Raw genomic sequence first — 15274 nt, 5'->3', positions numbered from 1 at the left:
CTCGTGTGAGGGACCCGGTGTCGCTCGGCCCAGCGACGGGGAAGATCGCTCGGCGGCGTGACGACTCGCGCCGCCGCCGCTGCCTAATCTCCCAGCATGCGAGCAACGATCGAGGTCGCCGGGCTGCGTAAGCGGTTCGGCCGGACCATGGCGCTGGACGGGATGTCCTTCACCGTACGGCCGGGCCAGGTCACCGGGTTCGTCGGCCCGAACGGCGCGGGGAAGTCCACCACGATGCGGGTGGTCCTCGGCCTGGACGCGGCCGACGAGGGTCACGCGCTGGTCGGCGGCCGGCCGTACCGGAGCCTGCGGCACCCGCTGCGCCACGTGGGCGCGCTGCTGGACGCCGGGGCGCTGCAGCCCAGCCGGAGCGCGCGCAACCATCTGCTGTGGCTGGCCCACTCGCAGGGCATGGGCGCGGGGCGGGTCGACGAGGTGCTGGAACTGGTCGGGCTGGCGTCGGCGGCGCGGCGCAGGGCGGGCGGGTTCTCGCTGGGCATGCGCCAGCGGCTGGGGATCGCCGCGGCGCTGCTGGGCGACCCGCCGGTGCTCATGCTCGACGAGCCGGTCAACGGCCTCGACCCGGAGGGCATCGTGTGGATCCGCGGCCTGCTGCGGTCGCTGGCCGCCGAGGGGCGCGCCGTACTGGTCTCCAGCCATCTGATGAGCGAACTGGAGGACACCGCCGACCATCTCGTGGTGGTGGGCCGCGGCAGGGTCGTGGCCGACACCGGTACGGCCGAGCTGATCGCGGCCGCCTCCCGTGACCGGGTCACGCTGCGCACCTCGGCACTTTCCGAAGCGATGCGGACGCTGGCCAGGGAGGGCGGCGCCGCGGTGGCCGCCGCCGGCCGCGACACGCTCACCGTCTCCGGGCTGGCCCCCGAGCGGGTCGTGGCGCTGCTCGGCCGGGACGGCGTGCCGTTCTCCGAGGTGGCGGCGCACCGAGCGACGCTGGAGGAGGCCTACATGGAGCTGACCAGGGACACCGTGGAGTTCAGGGGGGCGGCGCGATGAGCGTGCTGCGCGCGGAATGGACAAAGTTCCGCACGGTCCGCGGCTGGGTGGTCGGCCTGGTGGTGGCGGCGCTGGTCACCGCGCTGCTGGGGCTGCTGGCGGCGTCGGGCAGCCACACGTCGTGCAGCGCGGGCCCGGTCGAGGTTCCCTGCCCCGAGCCACCGCTGGGGCCCGAGGGCCAGGCGGTGAACGACAGGTTCTTCTTCGTGCACCGGTCGCTCGCGGGGGACGGCAGCATCACCGCCCGCGTGACCTCGTTGAGCGGCAGGATCCGCCTGCCGGACGTCACGCCGGGGGTCAGGAACGAGGCCGCCGGACTGACGCCGTGGGCGAAGGCCGGGGTCATCGTCAAGGAGAGCACGCGCCAGGGCTCCACCTACGCGGCGGTGATGGTCACGGCCGAGCACGGCGTCCGGATGCAGCACGACTTCGTGCACGACGTCGCAGGACGTCCTGGCGGCGTCTCGAAGGAGTCGCCGCGCTGGCTGCGGCTCACCAGGACCGGCGACTCCCTCACCGGCTACGAGTCGGCCGACGGGCGGCGGTGGACCACGGTCGGCACGGTCACCCTGGCCGGGCTGCCGGACACGGTGCGCGTCGGGATCTTCGCCACCTCCCCCGGCGCGGTCACGACGACGCGGGGCGACTTCGGCGGGAGCATCACGGCGGCGCGCTTCTCCGAGGCCACCGCCGTCTTCGACCAGGTCGGCGTGGACGGTACGGCGGGCGGCGCGTGGAGCCACGACGACATCGGCGTCACCGTGGGGCCCGACGGCAAGCCGCACCATCCGGGCAGGGTCGAGCGGTCCGGCGGCACGGTCAGCGTGACCGGCGTCGGCGACATCGGCCCGAGCGACGAGGGCAGGACCATCGAGAGCACCCTGTCCGGCGTGCTGGCCGGGCTGATCGGGGTGGTCGTGGTGGCGGTGCTGTTCGTCACCGGCGAGTACCGCAGGGGGCTGATCCGCACCACGCTGATCGCCGTCCCGCGGCGCGGCGGGGTGCTGGCGGCGAAGGCCGTGGTGATCGCCGTGGCGACGTTCGTGGCCGGGCTGGCCGCCGCCACGGCGACGGTCCTGATCGGCACGCGCGTCCTGCGCGCCAACGGCAACTACGTCCTTCCGGTGCCCGTGCTCACCGAGGTGCGCGTTGTCGCGGGCGTCGCGGCGCTGCTCGCCGTCGTCGCCGTCTTCGCGCTCGCCCTGGGCGCGCTGTTCCGGCGCAGCGCCGCGGCGGTCACCGTCGCCCTCGCGGCGATCGTCCTTCCGCACATCCTCGCGACGTCCTCCGTTCTGCCCCTGGGCGCGACGCAGTGGCTGATGCGGCTCACTCCGGCCGCCGGCTTCGCGATCCAGCAGAGCCTTCCCGAGTACGCGCACGTGGTCGGCAACATCTCGCCGCAGGCCGGCTACTACCCGCTGCCACCCTGGGCCGGTCTCGCCGTGTCCTGTGGCTACGCCGCGCTCGCGCTCGGCCTGGCCGCAGTCCGGCTGCGCCGGAGGGACGCATGAGGCAGGCACTGCACGCCGAATGGACCAAGCTGTGCACCCTGGCGGGTCCCGCCTGGCTGCTGCTAGCCCTCGTCGCGCTGACCCCGGCGCTGAGCGCGGCGGCGGCGGCCACCGTGTCCTGCCAGGCGACGGGATGCACCGACGACGTCACCAAGCTCAGCCTCATCGGGGTCCAGGCGGGCCAGGCGGTCGTCGCCATCCTGGCCGTCCTGGCGATCACCGGCGAGTACGGCACCGGCCTGATCCACGTCACGCTGGCGGCGATGCCGCGCCGGGCCACCGTCCTGGCCGCCAAGGCGGTCGTCCTCACCGGCGTGACGCTGGCCGCCGGTGCCGTCGCCGTCCTGGGCTCCCTGACGGCCGGACGGCTCATCCTGCCGGGCAACGGCTTCACCCCGGCGAACGGCTTCCCGCCCCTGTCGCTCGCCGACGGCCCGACGTTGCGCGCGGCGGCCGGCTCGGTGCTCTACCTGGCCCTGATCGCCCTGCTCAGCCTGGGCGTCGCGACCGCCGTACGGGACTCGGCGACGGCCATGGGGGTGCTGTTCGGCCTGCTGTACGTGCTGGCGGCCGTCCCCTTCCTGATCAACGACCCGGACTGGCAGCGGCTGCTGTGGCGGATCTCGCCGATGAACGCGGGGCTCGCCGTCCAGGCCACCGCCCACCTCGACAGCCTGCCTCTCAGCCCGTGGGCCGGCCTCGGCGTCCTCGCCGCGTGGGCCGCCGCGGCGCTGCTGACCGGCGGCCTGCTCCTGCGAGGGCGCGACGCCTGAGTGACACGACTGCCCGGCGGGACGTGGGGGACGCGACTGCCGGCGGGAAAGGACTACCGGTCGGTCCCCGGCTGGACCAGCGGCACGAAGCAGGCGGGCAGCAGCAGGCGTTGCTGTCTCAGGCGGCCGTGCCGCTTGACGAACAGGGTGACCATGTCGGCCTCCCGCGTGCGGATCGGCATGACCAGCCTGCCGCCCTCGGCGAGCTGCGCGGCCAGGGCGGCGGGCACCTGGCGCGCCGTCGCGGAGACGACGACGGCGTCGAAGGGCGCGTGCTCCGCCAGGCCCAGACTGCCGTCGCCCACCACGATCTCGGCGTTGCGCACACCCGCCGACCCGAGGTTCGCCCTGGCGTGCGCCGCCAGGTCCGCGTGACGCTCGACGGAGTACACCTGCCGGGCCAGCCGCGCCAGCAGGGCCGTCTGGTAGCCGTATCCCGTCCCGATCTCCAGGACCCTGTCGGTCTCCGACAGTCGCAGGGCCTCGACCATCCGGGCGATCAGCGTCGGCTGCGAGGTCGGCTGGTCGTGCCCGATCGGGATCGGCTCGTCCCGCTCGGCCCGCGCGGCGAACTCCGGCGGCACGAACCCCTTGCGCGGGGTGGCGCGCACGGCCTCCAGCAGGCGCGGGTCGCGCACCCCTGCCTCCTGGACGGCCCGCACCAGGGTCCTGGTCACCGAGCGTAGGTCCCGACCAGGGTTCCGGCAGCCAGCGTGGTGGCATCGATCCGCAGCTTGAGCTCCTCGAAGTCGAACCCGTCCGCCAGGTTCGTCGGGGCCGACAGGGCGTAGACGCGGAAGAAGTAGCGGTGCCGGCTGCCGCCCGAAGGCGGGTGCGGCCCGCCGTACCCCGGCTCGCCGAAGTCGTTGCGCCCCACGGCGTACTGCTTCAGGTCGGCGCCGGCGTCCAGCCCGGTGGTTCCCGGCGGAATGCCGGCGACCAGCCAGTGGATGAAGGTGCCGCTCGGGGCGTCGGGGTCGTCGCAGACCAGCGCCAGCTCGGCCGTGTCGTCCGGCACGCCCGACCACTGGAGCTGGGGGGAGACGTCGCCGGCCGCGCGGGAGTGGTCGCGCGGGATCTCCCCGTGATCCTTGAACGCGGTGCTCCGTATTGTCATCCCAGTCATGCCCACCTGCTGCCCAGGCCGCCCGAAGGCTATCCCGGGCATCCGGCTCCACCTGTCCGCCCTGGCCAGGCGGCCCCGTCCTGGTCGGCGAACCGCGCCTTCCGCTGGGCCCGCGCCTGCGCCCGTGCCTTCCTGGGCCTGTGCCCCCGTCTTCCGCTGGGCCCGCGCCTGCGCGCCCTGGATCGGCGTCCGCATCTTCCTCCGGGCCCGCGCCCGCCCCTTCGTCCGCGGATCAGCCTTCGTCGTCTCTCTCTCGGGCTGTGGCAGGACCGGGCCGAGCGCGGCCGCCTCCAGGGAACCGGGCCCGGCCTTCGTGAGCGGTCGCCTCCGGGAGCCGGGCCTCGCCCTAGTCGGCAGGTGTCAGAGATGGTCGAGGAGTTCGGGCAGGTGGGAGACCAGCCCGGTCGCCCCGGCGTCGACGAGCCGTTGCGCGGGGGTCAGCGCCATGTACCCGAGCACGTCCATGCCTGCCGTACGGGCGGCCAGGACCCCGTTGGGGCTGTCCTCGACCACCAGGCAGTCGTCAGGAGCGACGCCGAGCGTCGCCGCCGCGTGCAGGAAGACGTCGGGCGCCGGCTTGCCCACGCCGCCGACGTCCTGGGCGCTGAAGACGGCCTCGGCGGGAAGCAGGTCGCGCAGCCCCGCCCGGTCGAGGGTGAGGTCGATCCAGGCGTGGTCCGACGAGGAGGCCAGGCAGTACGGGACGCCGCGCCGGCGCAGTTCCGCGAGCACCTCGGCCGCGCCCGGCACGGCGGCCACGCCCTCCTGGAAGGCGGCGAAGACGCGCTCGTGGCAGCGGGCAGTGAAGTCCTCCGGCAGGACTCCTCCGTAGCGGTCGGCGATCACCTGGTGGACGTTGCGCCCGGCGTTGCCCAGGAAGTGGTGCAGGGACTCGTCCACGGTCATCGGGTACCCCAGCTCGGTGAGGTAGGCGGACATCACCCGGTGTGCCGTGGGCTCGCTGTCGACCAGCACGCCGTCGTTGTCGAAGATCACCAACTTAGACGACATTGCGGTAATGGGTGGTCAGTCGCCCCTCGTCGTCGAGGATGTGGAAGGCGAGCGCGGGCGGCTGGTCGAGGTGGACGTGGTCATCGGGACGGGCCCGCCGCTCCCATGGCAGCCGGAGGGTGGACACCACACCCGGTGCCACCAGCAGGGGCCGACCGGCGAAGGTGGTCGCCGCCGCCGTGTGCGCGTGCCCGGAAAGGAAGGCCACGATGTTGTCGTGGCGGTCCGCGAGCGCCGCCAGCCGTTCGGCGCCGAACTGGCGGAGGCCGTCGATGAAGGGGTCGTGCAGCAGGGCCGGCGGGTGGTGGAAACCGACCAGCACCGGCACCGTCCTCGGTGTGTCGGCGAGCAGGCGCTCCAGCCAGGAGAGGGTCTCGTCCTCCAGGAAGCCCTCGTCCTTGCCCGGCACCGAGGAGTCGCAGAGCGCGACGACGGCGTCGCCGACGCGGAGCGACTGGTTGATCGGCGCGGCCGACGCGGGCCGCTGGAGCAGGTGCTCGCGGAACGCGGCGCGGTCGTCGTGGTTGCCCGGGCATATCAGGACCGGGTGCCGCGAGGCGAACAGCCGCCGGGCGCGCTCGTACTCGGCGGGCAGGCCGTGGTCGGCGATGTCCCCGGTGATCAGGACGGCGTCCAGGTCGTAGGGAAGGTCTTCGAGGTGGCTCATGACGGCCGCGGCGCGTTCGAGGCTGCGCTCGCCGTCGTCGATGTGCGTGTCGCTGAGGTGCGCGATCACTGTCAAGGCGGGCATCCCTTCGAGGCGGTGTCGTCGCGCGGCACGCTGGTGCCCGCCGCGTCCCGGGCTGTCGAGCTCAGAGCCTAGGAAGCAACCGGACTACAGATAAGATCCAGTCCTGTGCCACTTTCTTGGACCAGTTCGGGGATCGACCTGTATCTCCGCGTCGAGACCGGCACCGGAAGGCGCGCCGGCCTGGAGTCCGCCCTGCGCTCGGCCATCCGGGAGGGACGGCTGCCCGCGGGCACCCGCATGCCGTCCACCCGGGGGCTGGCCCGCGAACTCGGCCTCTCACGCGGCACCGTCACCGCCGCCTACGACCAGCTGGTCGAGGAGGGCTTCCTGGTCACCCGCCCCGGGTCCGCCACCACGGTGGCCGAGCTGCCGGCGCGCGCCCCGGCCGCCCCGCGGCCCGCGTCCGCGCCGCCGCCTCCCCGCCACGACCTGCGTCCCGGCCTGCCCGACATCAGCGCCTTCCCCACCCGCGCCTGGCTCGCCTCCACCCGCCGGGTCCTCACCGGCGGCCCGCCGGAGATCTTCGCGTCCGGCGACCCGCAGGGCGACATCGCGCTACGGCGCGCGCTCGCCGACTACCTCGGCCGCACGCGCGGCGTCATCGCCTCCCCCGACCACATCGTCATCACCTCCGGCTACTACCAGAGCGTGACCCTGCTCGGCGCCGTGCTGGCCGCGCGCCACGCCACGACCGCGGCCGTCGAGGACCCCGGCCACAACCACTTCAGGAACGTGGTCCGGCGCGCCGGGCTGGCCACCGTCCCCCTGCCGGTCGACGCGCACGGCGCCCGCGCCGACGCGCTGGTGCCGGGCACTCCGGCGGTGTTCCTCACCCCGGCCCACCACTACCCGACCGGCGTCCCGCTGCACTCCAGCCGCCGCCAGGCGCTCTACGCGTGGGCCCGCGACACCGGCGGTCTCCTGATCGAGGACGACTACGACGGAGAGTTCCGCTACGACCGCCAGCCCGTCGGCGCGCTCCAGGGGCTGGCCCCCGACCACACCGTCTACTGCGGCACCGCCTCCAAGACCCTCGCCCCCGCGCTCCGGCTGGCCTGGATGGTGCTGCCGCCCCACATCCTCCAGGAGGTCGTGCTGGCCAAGCGGGAAGCCGACCAGTACACCGAGACCCTCAACCAGCTCGTCCTCGCCGACCTGATCGCCACCTACGCCTATGACCGCCACATCCGCGCCGCCCGCCTGCGCTACGCCCGCCGCCGCGCGCTCCTGCTCGACCGCGTCGCCGCGATCCCGGGCCTCACCGCCCACGGCGTACCGGCGGGGCTCCACACCCTCGTCACCCTCCCTGACGACGGCCCCACCGAGCGGGAAGTCCTGGACCACTGCGCCGCCCACGGGCTCGCGCTCCGCGGACTCACCGAACTCCACCACGACCCCGCCGGCTCCCCGTCCGGCCTGCTGATCGGCTTCGCGGCGTCGTCCGAACGCGCCTACCCGGCCGCCCTCGACGCCCTGTCCACAGCCCTGACCTCCGCGCTTCTCCCGTAGCCCGCACACCGCGGGAGGCGGCATCGCGGCGAGGGGCCGGTACTCCCGCGTTGTCTCGGCTGCTAGGCCAGCGTGTGGTCGAGCAGGGCCTGCAGGGTGACGGCACCCAGCAGCCTGCCGTCGTCCACCACCGCGACCAGGGGGCTGCGGGTGCGGGCCATCAGCGCGGCCATCTCCAGCACCGTCGCCTTCCCTTCGGCGATCGGCAGCTCACGCTGCCGTTCGGGCAGGCACGCGCGGACCGTCCGGTCGCCCAGCCGGCGCAGGAACAGGTCGGCGTGCGCCTCGTCCACCACGCGAGCCAGCGCCGGGTCGTCCTGGCAGTAGCGCGGTACGGCCAGCAGCAGCACCTGCGTGCCGGGCAGGATGGTGAACGGGCGGCCGCTCTCGTCGAGGACGATCAACCCCGGCAGGTCGCGGTCGGCCAGCAGGCGGGCGGCCTCGATGGCGGGGGTGTCGAGGGTGACCGTGGGGAAGTCGCCGGCAAGGTCGCGCGCTCGCATGCCGTCAGCGTAACGCGCGGCAGGGTCGTGGATCAGGACCGGCCAGGACGGTCACATCAGGTAGCGCAGCCACAGGTACGGCGTGGCGAGAACGATCGACACGACCGTGACCACCAGGCCGTAGCGCGTGAACTGCCAGAAACTGATCGGGGTGCCGTTGCGGGCGGCGATGCCCACCACCACGACGTTGGCCGCGGCGCCCACCGCGGTCGCGTTGCCGCCCAGGTCGGCGCCGAGCGCCAGCGCCCACCACAGGACCTGACCGCCCTCGCCGCCGCTGGCGTTGACGAGTTGCTCGACGATCGGGCTCATCGTGGCCACGTAGGGGATGTTGTCCACGATGGCCGACAGCGCCGCCGAGCCCCACAGCAGCACCATCGTCGCCGGCCCGAGCTGTCCCTGGGTGGCCTCGACGGCCAGCCGCGAGATCTGCGCGACGACCCCGGTGTGCACCAGCGCGCCGACCATGACGAACAGCCCGGCGAAGAACACCAGCGTGGGCCACTCGACCTCGTCCAGCGCCTCCGACGTGGTCACCTTGGTGGCGGCCACCAGGACACCCGCGCCGAGAACGGCCACCACCGACGGCTCGTACAGGTGCAGCACGAAGACCGCCATCACCACGGCCAGTACGGCGAGCGACTGCCAGAGCAGTCGCCGGTCCCTGATCGCCGCACGCTCGTTCAGGCTCATGATCTCGGCGGCGCGTTCCGGGTCGTAGGAGAAGGACTCACGGAACAGCAACCGGCACACCCCGACGAACACCACCAGCAGCACCACGATGAACGGCGCCAGGTGGACGAGGAAGTCGTTGAAGGTCAGCCCGCCTCTGCTGGCGATGATGATGTTCGGCGGATCGCCCACCAGCGTCGCCGTACCCCCGATGTTGGACGCCATCGCCTCGACGATCAGGAACGGCGCCACCGGCAACGCCAGCCGTTCACAGACCAGGAGCGTCACCGGCGCGATCAGCAGCACCGTCGTGACGTTGTCGAGCAGCGCCGAGGCGCCCGCCGTGATCAGGATGAGCAGGACCATGAGCCGGAACGGCCGGCCGCGTGCCCGCTTGGCCGCCCAGATGGCCAGGTACTCGAAGGCCCCGGTCTGCTTCAGCACCCCGACGATGACCATCATGCCGAGCAGCAGGAAGATGACGTTCCAGTCGATCCCGGTCGACTCGGAGAAGAACGCGGCCTCGGCGTCGGTGGCGTGGACCAGCAGCATGATCCCCGCCCCGCCGAGCGCGGCCGCGACGCGGTGGATCTTCTCGGTGGCGATCAGCGCGTAGGCGCCCAGGAAGACCGCCACCGCCAGCCAGGCGGTCACCGCCATGCGCAGTTCGCCCGGCCCGCCGGCGCCGGGCAGGCGGCCGGGAACGTGACAGTGAGATCATCAGCGCGCATGTGTCAGCCCTTCAGCCGCATGACCTGAAAATGCCGACCAGACTTCCCGGCGCACCCGTAGGAAACGTATCAAGACCCGTCGGGATCCCGCACCCCCGCCCGTGACCCGTCGGGATCCCGCACCCCCGCCCGTGACCCGTCGGGATCCCGTACCCCCGCCCGTACGCCACTCTTCGGCCCGGGAGCGCGGGCTGGCGTCGCGGCACGTTTACGGGCGGGCCCGCACTCACGATCGGGGAGATTCCTAGCAGTCCTTGTCGCGGTCCGGCAGCGCCCCGGTGGTCAGGAACTCGGTCACGGCCTGGTCGCCGCAGGCGTTGCCGTTGGCGAGGTAGACGCCGTGGCCGCCGGAGTCGACGCTGACCATGCGGGCGCGCTGCCCGAGCGCCTGGCGCATCTTCAGCGCACCGCTGTACGGCGTCGACGGGTCACGCAGGTTCTGGATGAGCAGCACGTTGGCCGGTCCGCGCGAGCTGACCCGCACGGGCCGCTCGGCGGGCTTGACGGGCCAGTACGCGCACGGCCCCATGTTGACCGGCATGCCCGCGGTCAGCGGGTGGGCGGCCCGGTCGCGCGACACCTGACGCTCGTGCTGGGCCACCGAGTCCGGCCACTCGACGTCGTTGCACATGGTCGCGCCGGCGTGGGCGGCGGTGTTCTGCAGGGCGTCGGGGGACGGCGTGTTCGGCGGGGGGAGCTCGTCCGGGGTGGTCAGAGCGGCGCGCATGAGTCCGGCCAGCATGGGGAAGTTCGCGTCGGAGTAGAGCGCGTTGAGCATGATCTCCCGCAGCAGGTTGCCGTTCAGTTGCCCGGGGTTGGCGCCTGGCCACGCCAAGGGGCTGCGGTCCAGCTTCGCCGCGAGGTCGAGGAAGGCGCGGCGAACCGCGGCGGCGTCAGTGCCGAGGCCGTAGTCGCCGTCACGGGCCGCGGCCCAGGAGGCGAAGTCGGGGAAGCGGTCCTCCACGCCGACGGCGTAGTTGGCCAGCCACTGCCGCGCCACCCGGCGCGGATCGGGATCGTCGTTGCTGTCCAGGACGACCCGGTCGGTGCGGTCGGGGAACATGGTGGCGTACACGGCGCCCACGTAGGTGCCGTAGGAGACGCCCCAGGCGGAGATCTTCCTCTCGCCCAGCGCCGTACGGATCCTGTCGATGTCCCTGGCCTCGTTGCGGGTGCTGATGTGCCGGACGAGCGGCCCGCCGTTGCGGGCGCAGGCCTCGGCGATCCTGCGTGACCAGGCGACGTTCTCCGCGATGCCGCCGTCGGCGTCGGGGTACGGCTTGAGCCTGGTGAGCGAGAGATCGCTGGACTCGAGCCCGCACGAGACCGGCGAGCTCCTGCCCACGCCGCGAGGATCGAACCCGACGATGTCGAAGCGGTCGAGCACCTCCTGGGGCAGCCGCTTGACCAGCACGCTCGGCCGGTTCAGGCCAGGGCTGCCCGGCCCGCCCGGGATGATCAACAGGGCGCCATGGCGCAGGCCGGGCTTGGCGGTCCTGATCCGCGACACCGCCAGCGAGATCGTCGGCCCACTGGGCGCCTGGTAGTCCATCGGAACCTGGAGGGTGGCGCACTCCTGCCGCGCGTCGACCCCGCGCTCGGCCGGACAGGGCGCCCACGAGGTGGCGGCCGCCTGCGCGGGCGTGACCAGGCCCGCGGCAAGCACGGCGGCGGATGCTCCGACAGCGGCCAGTCTCGCAAGATTTCGCATGGTGGGTCCTCTTCAGTGATCGTTCGGCCTGTGTCGTCGACTCTGCCGAACCGCCGATCTCCGTCCCAGAGACCGCGTCACCGATCACCCATGACCTCGTCATGAAACGGACAGGAGGCTTCGAACCGACCACGGGAGCTCCGGGCGATCAGCGCGCGGGCCGCGCGGATCCGCCTGCCCATGCCGATAAGACGCCTATGACCAGGCCGGCTCGACGCGCTGCGGCTCACACCGCGTTCGACGAGAACAGAGCCTCGATGGGCGCCGTCGTCACCAGCCCATTCACGGCCTGAGCGAGCTCCGCATCGAGCGTGACGAACACGTCGGCCTGGAGCTGGGTCAGGGCTATGTACTCGGCGGCGTACGTGTCATCCCACCCGAGCCGGTCGGCGACCTTCCACGCCGTGCTCTGCAGGACGCGGTCGCCGAGCAGCCGGATCCGTAGCCCACGTACGTGGTCGAGCTGCCGAGCGGCGTCCTTCTTGGTCGTCTCACCGCGGCGGACCGCCTGGTACAGGAGCGACAGCAGCTGTGAGCGAAGCAGCGTCGGAGCCAGGATCTGGTGCTCATCGGGAATCACGGCCTCGTCGCGGGCCAGTCGAAGGGCCACGTCCGGCCCGATCACGTACCTGGTCAACGCGACCATCTCCTTCGCGACATGGGGACGAGCAAGGAACCTGGTACGGCACCGTCCTGCGCGGCCTGGAGGTGCCGTCCCCGCACGAACGCCCCACGCCATGATCGGCGATGGGGCGTTCGTCGAGGCGGACCCTGTCGTTCGGGAGCAGCTCGGCCACTTCGGTCAAGGCGGGCGATCTCGCATTGCTCCGGCATCACGTTCGACAAGCGTCGAGGAAGGGTCGCTGATGGCCCGCCCGCCTGGGCGTTCCGCTCACCGCCGGCACGCCGGCGTCAGTGACCGGCTCCGACGAGTTCGCCGGAGTTGTTCGCCCGGGCCGGCAGGAGCAGGGCGGTGACGACCACGGCCACGGACAGCACCGCGCCGATGATGAAGGCCAGCCGCATGCCGTCGAGGGTCGCCAGAGCCTCCGGGGCTCCCGCGGATCTCAGGGCATCGGCTCGCGCGCTCATCACGGTGATCACGAGCGCGGTGCCGAAGGCCGCGGCGACCTGCTGCAGCGTGCTCAGGATCGAGCTGCCGTGGGAGTAGAGGTGCGGGGGAACCGCGCCGAGCCCGAGCGTGAACACCGGGGTGAAGGTCGCGGCCAGACACACCATCAGCAGCGCGTGCAGACCGAGCAGCTGCCAGTACGGCATGGTCATCGTGACCTGGGTGAAGCCGGCGAGCGCGATCATGATCCCGATCGCGCCGGGGATGACCAGGACCCGGCCGCCGAACCGGTCGAACAGGCGGCCGACGGTCGGACCGAGCAGCCCCATCGCGAGGCCGCCCGGCATCACCAGGAGTCCGGTCTGCAGGGCGCTGAGTCCGCGGATGTTCTGCAGGTACAGCGGCAGCAGGATCATCGAGCCGAGCATCGACATGAAGGCCACCGACATCATGATCAGTGCGACCGTGTAGGTGCGGTGGCGCAGGGTACGCAGGTCCAGCAGCGGCACACCGCGCTTCTGCAACTTCAGCTGGCGGACGACGAAGACGGCGATGAGGAGCAGGCCGGAGGCCACGATCGCGGCGGCGAGGCGGACGTCACCGCCCTCGAACCGGCTGAGCCCGTAGACCAGGCTGCCGAAGCCCGCGGCCGCGGTCACCACGCTCAACCAGTCGACGGTGCTGAACCGGGGCTCTCCGACGTTCTTGAGCTGCTTCAGCCCGCCCCAAGCGATCACTGCGGCGATGGGGAGCACCACGGCGAACAGCAGCCGCCAGGACCCGAACTGGAGGATCACTCCCGAGACCGCCGGCCCCATCGCGGGCGCGACCGAGATGGCCAGGGTCACGTTGCCCATCACCCGGCCCCGGTCCGCCTCGGGCACCACCTGCATCAGCGTGGTCATCAACAGCGGCATCATCACGGCCGTCCCGGACGCCTGGACGATGCGGGCGCCCAGCAGCACCTCGAACGTCGGCGCGACCGCGGCCAACGCCGTGCCGAGCAGGAACAAACCCATCGCCGTGGTGTACGCGCGACGGGTGGACACCCGCTGCAGGAACCAGCCGGTGACCGGGATGACCGCGGCCATGGTCAGCATGAAGGCGGTCGAGAGCCACTGCGCGGTCTGCTCGGTGATGTGCAACGCGCCCATCAGCTTCGGGATCGCGTTGATCATGATCGTCTCGTTGAGGATGACCACGAAGGTGGCGAGCACCAGCAGCCGGATCACGGGCGGAGTGCGGCCCGCAACGGCGGGCGCGGATGTGGCGGGTGAGTCGAGCTGTGGGCTGGACACGGATACCTCGATCGGGGTCGTCGGACATGATGGTCATGGCTGGGGCCCAGCCTCGGGTCGCACTAGCAGTCGTGGTCATACAAAGACTGACCGACACCACCGACAAAACTCATCGACCGCGCTCCACCTTGCGGCAAGTGACGCGAAATGTCACCCGGTTTTCACCTGTGGTCACCCTCGAGTCAGGGAACCTCTCCGGCTGGCCTTCCCCTGGTCAGGCCGGCTGTCCCGGGGGTCTGGCCGGTGAGATACCGCAGTCGCTTCGCGCGGGGCCGAAGCTGCCCGCGCGCAAGGCGAAAGTTCACGGCGAACCGGGCACGCGCCAGATCTGTCGCTCCGACAAGCACGAAGTCTTGGCCATGACGTTCACCCGACCAGAACCTCAGGGCCGGCGGTTCGCGTCCGAGGGGACACTCGGGCTGCCAAGGCTCCACCCACGTGATCGTTGCTTGGAAATGGGGCGTTCATGAGCGGGTTCTCCCTGCGGCGTCCTGATCGCTGCCCGAAGCGGCTTCGCTCGTTTCCCGCACTTCTGGAGAAGAAGGCCCGCGACGGGACCAGGCCTCCTGGATCATCCGGTAGTCGATGACGGTGATGTTCTGTTGGCGGAAGAGATCGCGGGTGGCGGGCGAGGTGAGGAATTCGTGATCGGTTCGGCGTACGCGCCACCCAGGGTCGATCGCCCGGGTCGGTGGGGTGCCGAGGCTCGGATGCACCGCCCATTCACTGAGCCCGGCCGGTAGCTCGCACAACAGGCGTGTGTAGCGAGCCGTCTTGTCCTCCAGGGGAAGGGAGAAGCTGTCGAGGAAGGGGTTGTCGATGACCGGCAGACCCTGTTCGCGCATCCTGCGCCGCCCCGATTCCAGCCATACCCGAACGGCCAGGCCGTACTCGGCGGCCAGCATCACGGTCATGTCGAGAATGTCGTCACGCCCTCCGTCGGCCAGGCAGTGGAAGTCCAGATGCGTTGGCGCGAGCCCGGCGTCCAGGACGGTGTCGATCTGTGCCCGGAACTCGCGTTCGACCTCGTCGAGGCGGGCACGGGCGAGCAGCGCGGCACGTCCGTCGGGTGTGGCGACGAACAGCCGGCCCTGATCGTCGACGAGCGAGCGCGCCTTCTCCGGTGCGGTCAACGGTCCCCACCTGTAATCGGCGGCGTCACAGACCAGGGTGAGGTGGATGCCGAAGGGGATCTCCGGTCGACGGCGGAGCTGGACCATGGCATGCCGCGCGGCCGGGCAGGGGACCATCAGGCTGCAGGAACTGGCGATTCCCCTGTCGATCGAGTCGATCACCGCGATGTTGATGGCCTCGTTCATACCCAGGTCGTCGCAGTTGACGATGAGCACGCGAGCATCAGGGGAAAAGCCCAGCAGTTCGCTGGAGAGGATCGGCTCCGTGGGATGCCCATGCATGGGCAAAGCATGGCTGTTCGAGATCGCCCGGTGCACGCGGATTTCGCGCCTTTGCTCCATGCGGGGCAGTGCAAGATCCTTTCACCTACCTTGTCGGGACGCCGGTCCGGCCGCGCCGGCAAAGATCGCCTTTGATGGGAAAGGCGCATGTCACCGACCGGCTAGTGTGACCGT

The 15274-nt window shown here is 71.8% G+C and carries 14 protein-coding genes; 4 read left to right on the top strand and 10 right to left on the bottom strand.

Going from position 1 to position 15274, the window contains the following annotated elements; translation table 11 throughout:
* Nucleotides 1-96: 96 nt before the first annotated feature.
* The 3 genes from ACWEVS_RS41000 to ACWEVS_RS40990 are packed head-to-tail and all read left to right on the top strand — an operon-like array spanning nt 97 to nt 3301.
* Entirely contained in the window at nt 97-1017 is a 921-nt protein-coding gene (locus tag ACWEVS_RS41000) for an ATP-binding cassette domain-containing protein (protein WP_452556223.1), read from the top strand.
* Nucleotides 1014-2528: an ABC transporter permease subunit gene (locus ACWEVS_RS40995; protein ID WP_452556221.1), complete on the top strand. Its 1515-nt coding sequence runs from the start codon at nt 1014-1016 to the stop codon at nt 2526-2528. Before ACWEVS_RS41000 ends, ACWEVS_RS40995 begins: the two co-directional genes overlap by 4 nt.
* Nucleotides 2525-3301, top strand: coding sequence for an ABC transporter permease (locus ACWEVS_RS40990; RefSeq protein WP_452556219.1), 777 nt, complete (start codon nt 2525-2527; stop codon nt 3299-3301). Before ACWEVS_RS40995 ends, ACWEVS_RS40990 begins: the two co-directional genes overlap by 4 nt.
* A gap of 53 nt (nt 3302-3354) precedes the next feature.
* On the opposite strand, the gene ACWEVS_RS40985 is transcribed toward ACWEVS_RS40990, so the two are convergent.
* The 4 genes from ACWEVS_RS40985 to ACWEVS_RS40970 all read right to left on the bottom strand — a co-directional run bounded on the left by ACWEVS_RS40985 (nt 3355) and on the right by ACWEVS_RS40970 (nt 6174).
* Nucleotides 3355-3978, bottom strand: a complete 624-nt coding sequence (locus ACWEVS_RS40985) for a protein-L-isoaspartate(D-aspartate) O-methyltransferase (protein WP_449922102.1) — start codon at nt 3976-3978, stop codon at nt 3355-3357.
* The gene (locus tag ACWEVS_RS40980; protein WP_449922101.1) at nt 3975-4418 is read right to left on the bottom strand and encodes a YbhB/YbcL family Raf kinase inhibitor-like protein; all 444 of its coding nucleotides are present in this window, start codon (nt 4416-4418) and stop codon (nt 3975-3977) included. The genes ACWEVS_RS40985 and ACWEVS_RS40980 overlap by 4 nt, the downstream gene beginning before the upstream one ends.
* Before the next feature lie 369 nt (nt 4419-4787).
* A complete protein-coding gene (locus tag ACWEVS_RS40975) occupies nt 4788-5438 on the bottom strand; it encodes an HAD family hydrolase (protein WP_452556217.1) in 651 nt (216 codons plus the stop codon).
* Entirely contained in the window at nt 5428-6174 is a 747-nt protein-coding gene (locus ACWEVS_RS40970; RefSeq protein ID WP_449922154.1) for a metallophosphoesterase, read from the bottom strand. The genes ACWEVS_RS40975 and ACWEVS_RS40970 overlap by 11 nt, the downstream gene beginning before the upstream one ends.
* A 120-nt stretch (nt 6175-6294) precedes the next feature.
* On the opposite strand from ACWEVS_RS40970, the gene pdxR reads away from it, so the two are divergent.
* Nucleotides 6295-7698, top strand: a complete 1404-nt coding sequence (gene pdxR, locus ACWEVS_RS40965) for a MocR-like pyridoxine biosynthesis transcription factor PdxR (protein ID WP_452556215.1) — start codon at nt 6295-6297, stop codon at nt 7696-7698.
* Between the two features lie 62 nt (nt 7699-7760).
* Here pdxR and ACWEVS_RS40960 read toward each other — a convergent pair whose 3' ends face one another.
* From ACWEVS_RS40960 to ACWEVS_RS40935, 6 genes are all read right to left on the bottom strand, one after another.
* Entirely contained in the window at nt 7761-8201 is a 441-nt protein-coding gene (locus ACWEVS_RS40960; protein ID WP_354909186.1) for a CBS domain-containing protein, read from the bottom strand.
* Between the two features lie 51 nt (nt 8202-8252).
* Entirely contained in the window at nt 8253-9533 is a 1281-nt protein-coding gene (locus ACWEVS_RS40955) for an ArsB/NhaD family transporter (RefSeq protein ID WP_452556213.1), read from the bottom strand.
* A 315-nt stretch (nt 9534-9848) separates the two neighbouring features.
* Complete coding sequence (locus tag ACWEVS_RS40950) at nt 9849-11315, bottom strand: alpha/beta hydrolase (RefSeq protein WP_452556211.1); 1467 nt, start codon at nt 11313-11315, stop codon at nt 9849-9851.
* A 226-nt stretch (nt 11316-11541) separates the two neighbouring features.
* Nucleotides 11542-11940: a hypothetical protein gene (locus ACWEVS_RS40945; RefSeq protein ID WP_452556209.1), complete on the bottom strand. Its 399-nt coding sequence runs from the start codon at nt 11938-11940 to the stop codon at nt 11542-11544.
* Nucleotides 11941-12227: 287 nt separating this feature from the next.
* Nucleotides 12228-13619 carry an MDR family MFS transporter gene (locus ACWEVS_RS40940; protein WP_449922090.1) on the bottom strand — a complete coding sequence of 464 codons (1392 nt, stop codon included), beginning with the start codon at nt 13617-13619 and terminating at the stop codon, nt 12228-12230.
* A gap of 530 nt (nt 13620-14149) precedes the next feature.
* A complete protein-coding gene (locus ACWEVS_RS40935) occupies nt 14150-15160 on the bottom strand; it encodes a polysaccharide deacetylase family protein (protein WP_452556207.1) in 1011 nt (336 codons plus the stop codon).
* Nucleotides 15161-15274 lie beyond the last annotated feature (114 nt).

This window comes from Nonomuraea sp. NPDC003754 (assembly GCF_053605785.1).
Note: the sequence above shows the minus strand (reverse complement) of the source record. Positions and strands in the feature narration are given on the sequence as shown.

Excerpts from the sequence above, each read along its gene's own strand:
- ACWEVS_RS41000 (WP_452556223.1), top strand. The coding sequence starts at position 97 with ATGCGAGCAACGATCGAGGTCGCCGGGCTGCGTAAGCGGTTCGGCCGG.
- ACWEVS_RS40995 (WP_452556221.1), top strand. The coding sequence starts at position 1,014 with ATGAGCGTGCTGCGCGCGGAATGGACAAAGTTCCGCACGGTCCGCGGC.
- ACWEVS_RS40990 (WP_452556219.1), top strand. The coding sequence starts at position 2,525 with ATGAGGCAGGCACTGCACGCCGAATGGACCAAGCTGTGCACCCTGGCG.
- ACWEVS_RS40980 (WP_449922101.1), bottom strand. The coding sequence starts at position 4,418 with ATGACAATACGGAGCACCGCGTTCAAGGATCACGGGGAGATCCCGCGC.
- ACWEVS_RS40975 (WP_452556217.1), bottom strand. The coding sequence starts at position 5,438 with ATGTCGTCTAAGTTGGTGATCTTCGACAACGACGGCGTGCTGGTCGAC.
- ACWEVS_RS40960 (WP_354909186.1), bottom strand. The coding sequence starts at position 8,201 with ATGCGAGCGCGCGACCTTGCCGGCGACTTCCCCACGGTCACCCTCGAC.
- ACWEVS_RS40955 (WP_452556213.1), bottom strand. The coding sequence starts at position 9,533 with ATGGCGGTGACCGCCTGGCTGGCGGTGGCGGTCTTCCTGGGCGCCTAC.
- ACWEVS_RS40950 (WP_452556211.1), bottom strand. The coding sequence starts at position 11,315 with ATGCGAAATCTTGCGAGACTGGCCGCTGTCGGAGCATCCGCCGCCGTG.
- ACWEVS_RS40935 (WP_452556207.1), bottom strand. The coding sequence starts at position 15,160 with ATGGAGCAAAGGCGCGAAATCCGCGTGCACCGGGCGATCTCGAACAGC.